At 67.7% G+C, this 10389-nt stretch carries 10 protein-coding genes; 9 read left to right on the forward strand and 1 reads right to left on the reverse strand.

From position 1 onward, the window contains the following. Nucleotides 1–34 precede the first annotated feature (34 nt). From rbfA to truB, 6 genes are all read left to right on the forward strand, one after another. Nucleotides 35–523 (forward strand): 30S ribosome-binding factor RbfA, encoded by a 489-nt coding sequence (gene rbfA / locus ACNJ7E_RS22075; RefSeq protein ID WP_105419283.1) that lies wholly within the window; start codon nt 35–37, stop codon nt 521–523. A gap of 11 nt (nt 524–534) precedes the next feature. Further along, nucleotides 535–1536 carry a DHH family phosphoesterase gene (locus ACNJ7E_RS22080; protein WP_280784644.1) on the forward strand — a complete coding sequence of 334 codons (1002 nt, stop codon included), beginning with the start codon at nt 535–537 and terminating at the stop codon, nt 1534–1536. Nucleotides 1537–1548: 12 nt separating this feature from the next. Beyond that, nucleotides 1549–2937, forward strand: a complete 1389-nt coding sequence (locus ACNJ7E_RS22085; protein ID WP_418340954.1) for an MATE family efflux transporter — start codon at nt 1549–1551, stop codon at nt 2935–2937. A gap of 1 nt (nt 2938) precedes the next feature. Next, nucleotides 2939–3868 carry a metallophosphoesterase family protein gene (locus ACNJ7E_RS22090; protein ID WP_280784646.1) on the forward strand — a complete coding sequence of 310 codons (930 nt, stop codon included), beginning with the start codon at nt 2939–2941 and terminating at the stop codon, nt 3866–3868. Further along, entirely contained in the window at nt 3865–4548 is a 684-nt protein-coding gene (gene npt / locus ACNJ7E_RS22095; RefSeq protein ID WP_418340955.1) for a 4'-phosphopantetheinyl transferase Npt, read from the forward strand. Before ACNJ7E_RS22090 ends, npt begins: the two co-directional genes overlap by 4 nt. A 62-nt stretch (nt 4549–4610) precedes the next feature. Next, nucleotides 4611–5528 (forward strand): tRNA pseudouridine(55) synthase TruB, encoded by a 918-nt coding sequence (gene truB, locus ACNJ7E_RS22100; protein WP_418340956.1) that lies wholly within the window; start codon nt 4611–4613, stop codon nt 5526–5528. Nucleotides 5529–5532: 4 nt separating this feature from the next. On the opposite strand, the gene ACNJ7E_RS22105 is transcribed toward truB, so the two are convergent. Further along, the gene (locus ACNJ7E_RS22105; protein ID WP_280784649.1) at nt 5533–6246 is read right to left on the reverse strand and encodes a metal-dependent transcriptional regulator; all 714 of its coding nucleotides are present in this window, start codon (nt 6244–6246) and stop codon (nt 5533–5535) included. A 176-nt stretch (nt 6247–6422) separates the two neighbouring features. Here ACNJ7E_RS22105 and ACNJ7E_RS22110 point away from each other — a divergent pair, with 176 nt between their 5' ends. The 3 genes from ACNJ7E_RS22110 to ACNJ7E_RS22120 all read left to right on the forward strand — a co-directional run bounded on the left by ACNJ7E_RS22110 (nt 6423) and on the right by ACNJ7E_RS22120 (nt 10363). Further along, nucleotides 6423–7397: a bifunctional riboflavin kinase/FAD synthetase gene (locus ACNJ7E_RS22110; RefSeq protein ID WP_025432373.1), complete on the forward strand. Its 975-nt coding sequence runs from the start codon at nt 6423–6425 to the stop codon at nt 7395–7397. A gap of 110 nt (nt 7398–7507) precedes the next feature. After that, the gene (rpsO, locus tag ACNJ7E_RS22115) at nt 7508–7777 is read left to right on the forward strand and encodes a 30S ribosomal protein S15 (protein WP_005240682.1); all 270 of its coding nucleotides are present in this window, start codon (nt 7508–7510) and stop codon (nt 7775–7777) included. A gap of 312 nt (nt 7778–8089) precedes the next feature. Beyond that, a complete protein-coding gene (locus ACNJ7E_RS22120; protein ID WP_005240683.1) occupies nt 8090–10363 on the forward strand; it encodes a polyribonucleotide nucleotidyltransferase in 2274 nt (757 codons plus the stop codon). The last annotated feature ends 26 nt before the right edge of the window (nt 10364–10389 follow it).

Consider the following 10389-nt stretch of genomic DNA (forward strand, 5'->3'; position numbering starts at 1 on the left):
TTATCCAGCGGCCAGGGAGAGGAGTCTGATTGTCATGGTGGATCCCGCCCGGGCACGCAAACTCGCCAAGCGCATCGGCACGATCGTCGCGACGGCGATCGACCACGAAATCAAGGACCCTCGCCTGGCGTTCGTCACGATCACCGATACCAAGGTGACGGCCGACCTCCACGACGCCACCGTGTACTACACCGTGATGGGTGCCGACCTCGAGTCCGAACCGGACCTCGCCGCCGCAGCCGCGGGGTTGGAGAAGGCGAAGGGCGTTCTGCGCTCGAAGGTGGGCGCAGGCACCGGAGTCCGGTTCACTCCGACGCTGACGTTCGTCGCGGACACGGTCCCCGACACCGCGCGGCACATGGAGGAACTCCTCGCCCGCGCACGCGCCGCCGACGACGAGGTCGCGCGTGTCGCGGCCGGTGCGTCCCCGGCCGGTGACCCCGACCCGTACAAGGAGCCCCGAGCCGAGGACGCGGACGACGCGGAAGTCGACGAGCCCTCCGGTTCCCGCCAGGCGGACTGACACGAACCGACATGACCCACACTCAGGAGACGTCCCTGTCTGATCTCGATCGTCACGAGGTGTTTCTGCCGCAGGCGGTCGCCGTTCTCGAGAACGCGACGTCGGTGACGATTCTGTGTCACGTCCAACCCGATGCCGACACGATCGGCAGTGGGCTCGCCCTGGCGTTGGTGCTCGAGCGCAAAGGGATTCCGGTACAGGTCGCGTTCGGCGCGCCCGACGAACTACCGGAGTCGATGCGCGAACTGCCGGGCACCCACCTGCTGGTGCCGGCGGATCAGGTGCGCCGCAACGTCGACCTGCTCGTGACCGTCGACTGCGGCAGTGCCGGGCGTCTGGGGAAGCTCGCCGACCGGCTCGCGAACGCGGGCGACACCCTCGTCATCGATCACCACCGGTCCAACACCCGCTTCGGTCGCATGAACCTGATCGACGAGTCCGCGGAGTCGACGACCGCTGTCGTGGCACAGATGTTCGACCTGTGGGGTGTGGACATCGACGCCGATCTCGCGCACTGCCTGTATGCGGGACTCGTGACCGATACCGGTTCGTTCCGCTGGGTGCAGCCCGGCACCCACACGCTGGCCGAGAGGCTGCTCGCCACCGGAATCGACGGAGCCCGCATCGCGCGGCGCCTGCTCGACACTCACCCGTTCGGCTGGCTGCCCATGCTGTCCTCGGTGCTCGGATCGGCGACGCTCGTCCCCGACGCAGCGGGAGGGCGTGGACTGGTGTACGCGGTCATCCGGCGGGCCTACATCGGAGACCTCCGCTCGGAGGAGATCGAAAGCGTCATCGATATCGTCCGGACGACGTCCGAGGCCGAGGTCGCCGCCGTCCTCAAGGAGGCGGTGGACGGCACCTGGTCGGTGTCGCTGCGATCGAAGTCCGACGTGGACGTGTCGGTCGTCGCCGGGTATCTCGGCGGCGGCGGTCATCGGTTCGCCGCCGGTTACACGGCCGAGTGCTCTGCGGACGAGATCGTGACCTCGCTCGTCGAGTCGCTCGGCTGAGGTCCGAATTCGTTGGCTGACGTCTCGGAAGTCACGGGCGACGCGACCGCCCGGACGGTGTTCGGGCTGGCGCTGCCCGCGCTCGGTGTCCTCGCTGCCGAACCGATCTATCTGCTCTTCGACATCGCCGTCGTCGGTCGGCTGGGCGCCCTGGCGCTCGCGGGCCTCGCCGTCGGCGGTCTCATCCTCGCCCAGGTCAGCACGCAGCTGACGTTCCTGTCCTACGGCACGACGGCGCGTGCGTCCCGCATGCACGGTGCCGGCGACGAGCGCGGCGCGGTCCGGGAGGGCGTGCAGGCCACGTGGCTGGCACTGGGCATCGGCGCGCTCGTGATCGCGCTGGCCCACCTGTTCGCGCGGCCGGTCACCTCGGCGATCGCCGGCGGCTCCGACATCGCGGCGGCCGCCGAGAGCTGGCTGCGGATCGCGGTGTTCGGGGCCCCGCTGATTCTCGTCGCGATGGCGGGCAACGGGTGGATGCGCGGCGTGCAGAACACGGTGCGGCCCCTCCGTTTCGTGATCGCCGGTCTCGCCGTGTCGGCCGTGGCCTGCCCGGTGCTGGTGCACGGATTGTGGGGCGCGCCGCGGCTGGAACTCGAGGGTTCGGCGGTCGCGAACGTGATCGGTCAGGCGGTGTCCGCGAGCCTGTTCGTCGGAGCGCTGATGGTCGAGCGGGTGCCGTTGCGTCCGCGGTGGCACGTCATGCGCGCCCAGATGGTGCTCGGCCGGGATCTGATCCTGCGGAGCCTGGCCTTCCAGGCGTGTTTCCTCTCGGCTGCCGCCGTCGCGTCCCGGTTCGGTGCCGCGGCGGTCGCCGCGCACCAGGTGGTGCTGCAGCTGTGGAACCTCGTCGCCCTCACCCTCGACTCCCTGGCGATCGCCGCACAGGCGCTGGTCGGTGCCGCGCTGGGCGCCGGACACGCCAAGGGCGCCACGCGACTGTCGTGGCGCATCACCCGATGGTCCACGATCTTCGCGACAGGGCTCGCCCTGATCTTCGCCCTCGGCCACGGGGTGATCCCCGAACTGTTCACCTCCGATCAGGCCGTGCTCGACGAGATGGCGGTGGCGTGGTGGTTCTTCGTCGCGATCATGCCGGTCGCCGGAGTGGTGTTCGCCCTCGACGGGGTGCTGCTCGGGGCCGGTGACGTCGCCTTCCTCCGGAATGCCACGCTGTCCTGCGCGTTGGTCGGATTCCTCCCACTGATCTGGCTGTCGATGCTGCACGACTGGGGCCTGGCGGGAATCTGGACGGGTCTCACGGTGTTCATATTTCTTCGGATGCTCGCGGTCGTGTGGCGCGTCGGAACGGGCCGCTGGGCAGTGGTCGGGTCCGATCTGCAGACACGACACGGATCGGACAGCGATCCGGCGGCGGAACACGATCGGAAAGGTGGTTGACGTGGCACCCAAACTGATGGCGGTGAGCGACGTCCATGTGGGGCACCGGGGAAACCGCCCGATCACCGAGGACATCTATCCCGACTCGCCCGAGGACTGGCTGATCGTCGCGGGCGACGTCTCGGAGAAGACCGACGACATCCGGTGGGCGCTGAAACTCCTGCGCAGTCGTTTCGCCGAGGTCATCTGGGTCCCCGGCAACCACGAACTGTGGACGACGGCGAAGGACCCGGTGCAGATCCACGGCGCCGCCCGCTACGACTACCTGGTCACCATGTGCCGGGAGATCGGCGTCATCACCCCCGAGGACCCGTTCCCGGTGTGGGAGGCCGAGGACGGCCCGATCACCCTGGTCCCGATGTTCCTGCTGTACGACTACACGTTCCTGCCCGACGGTGCCACCACCAAGGAGGAAGGTCTCGCGATCGCGCGCGAGAAGAACGTGGTGGCCACGGACGAGTTCCTGCTGTCGAGCGAACCCTACGGAACCCGGGATGCCTGGTGTCGCAGCCGCGTCGAGGCGACGAAGGCCCGGTTGGACGCCCTGCCCACGGGCACCCGCACCGTGCTGATCAACCACTTCCCGTTGGTGCGTCAACCGACGCAGGTGCTGTGGTACCCGGAGTTCTCCCTGTGGTGCGGTACCGAACTGACCGCGGACTGGCACACCCGGTACAACGCCGTCTGCGCCGTGTACGGGCATCTGCACATTCCGCGCACCACCTATTACGACGGTGTGCGGTTCGAAGAGGTGTCGCTGGGCTACCCGCGGGAGTGGCAGCGGCGGGGACTCCCGGACCGCCTCCTGCGGCAGATCCTCCCGGTGCCGGAGTACCCGCCGGGAACACTGAACAAGTGGGGCGGCCACTTCAAGGTGACCCCCGAACAGGAAGCCGAAGTGGAGAAGATGCGGGCGAGGGGGGCCCTGTGATCGAGAGAATTCTGCCTGCCGGAGTGGTGTCGTCGGAACTGTTCGACGATCCGCCGGGCCTGCGTCCGCACCCGCAGGAGGAGGCGCTCATCGGCAGGGCGGTGGAGAAGCGGCGCCGCGAATTCACCACCGCACGTCATTGCGCCCGCCTGGCGATGACGAAGCTGGGCGTGGACCAGGCCCCTGTTCTGCGGGGCGACAAGGGGTCCCCCGTGTGGCCGCGCGGCGTGGTCGGAAGCCTCACCCACTGCGACGGTTACCGCGGCGCGGTGCTCGGCTACGCCATGCAGGTGCGGTCCGTGGGGATCGACGCCGAACCGCACGAGGCGCTGCCCGACGGTGTGCTGGACGCCGTGAGCCTGCACGCCGAACGCGACTGGCTGTCGGGCGCGGCGGACTCCGGGCTGTGGCGCTCCGCCACCGGCGGTCCCGTGCACCGGGACAGGCTGCTGTTCTGCGCCAAGGAGGCGACGTACAAGGCGTGGTTCCCGCTCACCGCCCGGTGGCTGGGGTTCGAGGACGCGCACATCACGTTCGAGGCGTCCGGGGACGGCACGGGCACGTTCCATTCGGATCTCCTGATCTCCGGAGAGACGGTCGACGGCCCACCGCTGGCGTCGTTCGACGGACGGTGGATGGTGTCCGACGGCCTGATCATCACCGCCATTGCGGTGCACTGATTTCGGTACTGTGCGGTGCACTGATTTCGGTGCGGTGACGAGGGCTGGCAGAATCGGGCCTCGTGTCTGCACGTGAAAAGCCCTCTTCCGGTCTCGTCGGCGCCGGACTGCTCATCGTCGACAAGGATGCGGGCGTCACCAGCCACGACGTGGTGGCCCGGTGCCGCAAGCTGCTCGGCACCCGGAAGGTCGGGCACGCGGGCACTCTCGACCCGATGGCCACCGGGGTGCTGGTGCTCGGTGTGGAGCGGGCAACGAAGCTGCTGGGGCTCCTCGCACTGACCACCAAGGCGTACACGGCCACGATCAGGCTGGGTCAGGCCACCACGACCGACGACGCCGAGGGCGAGGTCGTGGCGTCGGCCGATGCGTCCGGCGTGACGGACGAGGAGATCGCCGCGCAGGTGCACACCCTCACCGGAGACATCCAGCAGATCCCGTCGAGCGTCAGCGCCATCAAGGTCGACGGCAGGCGCGCGCACGCACTGATCCGTGCGGGCGAGGAGTTCGAACTCGCTCCCCGCTCGGTCACGGTGTCCCGGTTCGAGGTCGTCGCGAGGCGAACCGAGGGCACGTTCGTCGACCTCGACGTCGAGGTGGAATGTTCCTCCGGCACGTACGTCCGGGCCCTCGCGCGTGATCTGGGGATCGCACTGATCGGCGTAGGCGGACATCTCACCTCGCTGCGACGGACCCGGGTGGGACCGTTCACGCTCGAGCACGCGCGCACGCTGGAACAGCTGGCCGAGGAGCCGGGGGTCAGTCTCGACATCGATGCCGCCGCGCAGACCGCGTTCCCGCACCGGCAGATCGATGAGGACGAGGCCGAATCGATCAGTCAGGGCCGGTGGCTCGAGCCGATCGGTATCAAGGGCGTCTACGCTGCCATCGATCCGAGCGGGCACACGATCGCGCTGCTCCAGGAACGTGGACGGCGGGCCAGCTCGGTGATGGTGGTCCGCCCCGCGACCCTGAGGTAGCGGTTCACACCAGCCAGATGGCCTGGGCGGCGGGGTTTCCGAGCTCGATGGAGTCGTCGTGCGTGCCGAGCCGGATCGAGACGGTTCCGGCGTAGTCGCGTCGCTCCAGCACGGTGATCGTGACGTCCAGTGCCACACCGACCGAGTCGAAGTACCGCAGCATCGCCGGGTCGGAGTCCGAGATCCGGGCGATGCGGCCGCTCTCGCCGTTGACGAAGTCGCTGAGCTGGCGTGCCGGAGGAGTGGGCACCGAGCCGTCGACCGCGGGAATCGGATCGCCGTGCGGATCGCGCTCGGGATGGCCGAGCTTGGCGTCCATCCGGGAGATCATCAGATCCGAGACGGCGTGTTCGAGTACCTCCGCCTCGTCGTGCACCTCGTCCCAGCCGTATCCCAGTTCGTGCACCAGGTACGTCTCGATGAGGCGGTGCCTGCGGACCATTCCGACGGCGGCGACGCGCCCCGCCTCGGTGAGGGCGATGGACCCGTATCGGGCGTGATCGACGAGACCCTGGTCGGACAGTTTCCGGATGGCTTCCGACACGGTGGACGCCGACACTCCGATCTTCTCGGAGAGCAATTTCGTGGACACCCGCTCCTGCGACCACTCCTGAACGGTCCAGATGACCTTGAGGTAGTCCTGCGCCACTGCCGAGAGAGCCCCGGTCTCGGAGGTCGAGTCCTCGGTCACGCTCTGGTCATTCTTGTTCACGGCCACGCCATCGAGCTTAGGCAAGTCTTACCGGCGAGACACATCGACACACCTGATCCGTCGCCGGGGGACGGCCCGGGTGACCACGAACCGCGAGGTCGTGGCGCTTCGCCGGCGCGCGGGGCGGCCGGACACCCGGTCCGGAGATGAACATCGGCGCGCGGCACCGTAGGCTGCCACTCGTGCTGAGATGGCGTGGTCTCGACGAGGTTCCTGCCGACTGGGGTCGTTGTGTTCTCACGATCGGCGTATTCGATGGCGTGCACCGAGGTCACGCCCAACTGATCAGTCGAGCGGTGGCGGCTGCCCGCACGCGTGGAATACCCAGCGTGCTCATGACTTTCGATCCTCATCCGATGGAAGTGGTTCGTCCGGGCAGTCATCCCGCCCAGCTCACGACGCTCGCCCGCCGGGCGGAGCTCGCGGAGGAGCTGGGGATCGACGTGTTCTGCGTCATGCCGTTCACCGCCGAATTCATGAAGTTGACGCCGGAGCGGTACGCCCACGAGATCCTCGTGGAGCGCCTGCACGTGGCGGATGTCGTCGTCGGTGAGAACTTCACGTTCGGCAAGAAGGCTGCGGGCAACGTCGACCTGCTGCGTCAGATCGGAGACCGGTTCGGGTTCGCCGTCGACGGTGTGACGTTGCTCGCGGAGCACGCGGTCACGTTCTCGTCCACCTACATCCGGTCGTGCGTGGACGCCGGCGACATGGCCGCCGCGACGGAGGCCCTCGGCCGTCCGCACCGCGTCGAGGGTGTCGTCGTCCACGGCGACGGTCGTGGACGGCAGCTCGGCTATCCGACGGCGAACGTCGCGCCGCCCATGTATGCCGCGATTCCCGCGGACGGCGTGTACGCCGCCTGGTTCACCGTGCTCGGACACGGAGTCGACCTGGGCACGGTCACCTCCGGCGAGCGGTACATGGCCGCCGTGTCGGTGGGCACCAATCCCACGTTCTCCGGGCGGACGCGCACCGTGGAGGCCTTCGTCCTCGACCGGGAAGCCGACCTGTACGGCCAGCACGTGGCCGTCGATCTGGTGGAGCGGCTCCGCGGGATGGAAAAATTCGATTCGGTCGACGACCTGATCGTCGCGATGGGCAAGGACGCCGAGCGTGCGCGTGCGATCCTGGCGGCGTCGGAGGACGTGCGGTAAAGCCGTCCCATTTCAGCTGGTAAAGTAGACCGCTGGCGTGCGCTGCGGTTCGCGGTGGCCGCGCCGAGTTTCGATCCTTGCACGCGAACGTCATCACCAGGAGTGAACCAGTGGCATTGACCACCGAAGAAAAGAAGCAGGTTCTGAGCGAGTACGGCCTGCACGAGACCGACACCGGTTCGCCGGAGGCGCAGGTGGCCATGCTCACCAAGCGCATCGTCGATCTCACCGAACACCTCAAGATGCACAAGCACGACCACCACTCCCGCCGCGGCCTCCTGCTGCTGGTCGGACGCCGTCGTCGTCTGCTCAAGTACGTCCAGAAGGTCGACATCGAGCGTTACCGCTCGCTGATCGAGCGTCTCGGCCTGCGTCGCTGAGTTTCGTACACAGCGGTCATTTCGATCGCAAATCACTCCGGTAGCCGGCGGGGCCTTGCTTAGACTGGGCCTCGCTGGCTATCGGCGTTAGCTGCCGAGGGCAGCACTACCGTATGCACCCGAGAATGTGGTGTCGGTCTTCGGTAGTGGTCTTCCGGACACGGTCCGGGGGACTTCGATCGACGGCCGCCTCCGCACAGCGACATCCCGAGAACTCGAGAGGGGGATGTCCCTCAGGTGCGCAGTTCTCGCCAGGAGGGTGAGAACGCCCCCGCGGGTACGGCGAAGACGAGAGGGAAGTGAAAAGAAGAGATGACAGAGAATTCCGCAGTAGAGGTCGATGAGGGCGTGTTCGAATCCACCGCCGTGATCGACAACGGGTCCTTCGGAACCCGCACCATTCGTTTCGAGACCGGTCGCCTCGCGCAGCAGGCTGCCGGCGCCGTCGTCGCCTACCTGGACGACGAGACGATGCTGCTGTCCGCGACGAGCGCCAGCAAGCACCCCAAGGAGCACTTCGACTTCTTCCCCCTGACGGTGGACGTCGAGGAGCGCATGTACGCGGCGGGCCGTATCCCCGGCTCGTTCTTCCGTCGTGAGGGCCGTCCCTCCACGGACGCGATCCTGACCTGCCGCCTGATCGACCGCCCGCTGCGCCCGTCGTTCGTCGACGGTCTGCGCAACGAGATCCAGGTCGTCGTCACGGTGATGAGCCTGAACCCGCAGGACCTGTACGACGTGGTCGCGATCAACGCCGCGTCTGCTTCCACCCAGATCGCCGGACTGCCGTTCTCCGGACCCGTCGGCGGTGTGCGCGTCGCGCTCATCACCTCGGACGAGAACAAGGCCGGCCAGTGGGTCGCATTCCCCACCGTCGAGCAGCTCGAGAACGCCGTCTTCGACATGGTCGTCGCGGGTCGCATCGTCTCCGGCAGCGGTGACGACGCCGACGTCGCGATCATGATGGTCGAGGCCGAAGCCACCGACAACGTGATCTCCCTGATCGACGGTGGCGCACAGGCTCCCACCGAGGCGATCGTGGCCGAGGGCCTCGAGGCTGCCAAGCCGTTCATCGCCCGCCTCTGCACCGCGCAGCAGCAGCTCGCGGCCAAGGCCTCCAAGCCCACCGGTGACTTCCCCGTCTTCCCGGCGTACCAGGACGACGTGTTCGCAGCCGTCGAGGCCGCCGCAGCGGAGAAGCTCAGCGCGGCACTGACCATCGCGGGCAAGCAGGAGCGCGACGACAAGACCGACGAGGTCAAGGTCGAGGTCCTCGAGCAGGTCGCCCCGAACTTCGAGGGTCGCGAGAAGGAACTCGGCGCGGCATTCCGTTCGCTGACGAAGAAGCTGGTCCGTCAGCGCATCCTGCGCGACCAGTTCCGCATCGACGGCCGTGGCATCACGGACATCCGTTCGCTGTCGGCCGAGGTCGCCATCGTTCCGCGTGCCCACGGTTCCGCTCTGTTCGAGCGCGGCGAGACCCAGATCCTGGGTGTCACCACCCTCGACATGGTGAAGATGGCGCAGCAGGTCGATTCCCTCGGACCCGAGACGACCAAGCGGTACATGCACCACTACAACTTCCCGCCGTACTCCACCGGTGAGACGGGACGCGTCGGTTCCCCGAAGCGCCGCGAGATCGGTCACGGCGCGCTGGCGGAGCGGGCACTCATGCCCGTGCTGCCCAGCGTCGAGGAATTCCCGTACGCCATCCGTCAGGTCTCGGAGGCTCTCAGCTCCAACGGCTCCACCTCGATGGGTTCCGTGTGCGCGTCGACGCTCGCGCTGCTCAACGCCGGTGTGCCTCTGAAGGCTCCGGTCGCCGGTATCGCCATGGGCCTCGTCTCCGACCAGGTCGACGGTGAGACCCGCTACGTCGCGCTCACCGACATCCTCGGTGCCGAGGACGCGTTCGGCGACATGGACTTCAAGGTCGCGGGCACGAAGGACTTCGTCACGGCCCTGCAGCTCGACACGAAGCTCGACGGCATCCCGTCCAAGGTCCTCGCCGGCGCGCTGTCGCAGGCCAAGGATGCGCGGGCGACGATCCTCGAGGTCATGGCCGAGGCCATCGACACCCCCGACGAGATGAGCCCGTTCGCCCCGCGCGTCACGGCCATCAAGGTCCCCGTCGACAAGATCGGTGAGGTCATCGGCCCCAAGGGCAAGATGATCAACTCCATCACCGAGCAGACCGGCGCCAACATCTCCATCGAAGATGACGGCACCGTGTTCGTCGGTGCGACGGACGGCCCGTCCGCGCAGGCCGCGATCGACATGATCAACGCCATCGCCAACCCGCAGCTGCCGAAGGTCGGCGAGCGCTTCCTGGGCACGGTCGTCAAGACCACCGCCTTCGGTGCGTTCGTGTCGCTCCTTCCCGGCCGCGACGGATTGGTGCACATCTCGAAGCTGGGCAGCGGCAAGCGCATTGCCAAGGTCGAGGACGTCGTGAGCGTCGGCTCGAAGTTGCGTGTCGAGATTGCCGACATCGACAACCGCGGCAAGATCTCGCTTATCCCTGTCGAAGAAGACGGCGCTGCGGCTCCGGCCGAGCAGAGCGAAGAGGCGGCTGCCGAGAAGTAGCCTTCTCCCGGTCACCACGCCGGCGG

The sequence above is a fragment of the Rhodococcus mengyinensis genome (genome assembly GCF_048381435.1).
Lineage (GTDB): Bacteria > Actinomycetota > Actinomycetes > Mycobacteriales > Mycobacteriaceae > Rhodococcus_F > Rhodococcus_F opacus_D.

Bases quoted from the DNA above. Each gene is read 5' to 3' on its own strand.
- rbfA (WP_105419283.1), top strand. From the start codon at position 35: ATGGTGGATCCCGCCCGGGCACGCAAACTCGCCAAGCGCATCGGCACG.
- ACNJ7E_RS22080 (WP_280784644.1), top strand. From the start codon at position 535: ATGACCCACACTCAGGAGACGTCCCTGTCTGATCTCGATCGTCACGAG.
- ACNJ7E_RS22120 (WP_005240683.1), top strand. From the start codon at position 8,090: ATGACAGAGAATTCCGCAGTAGAGGTCGATGAGGGCGTGTTCGAATCC.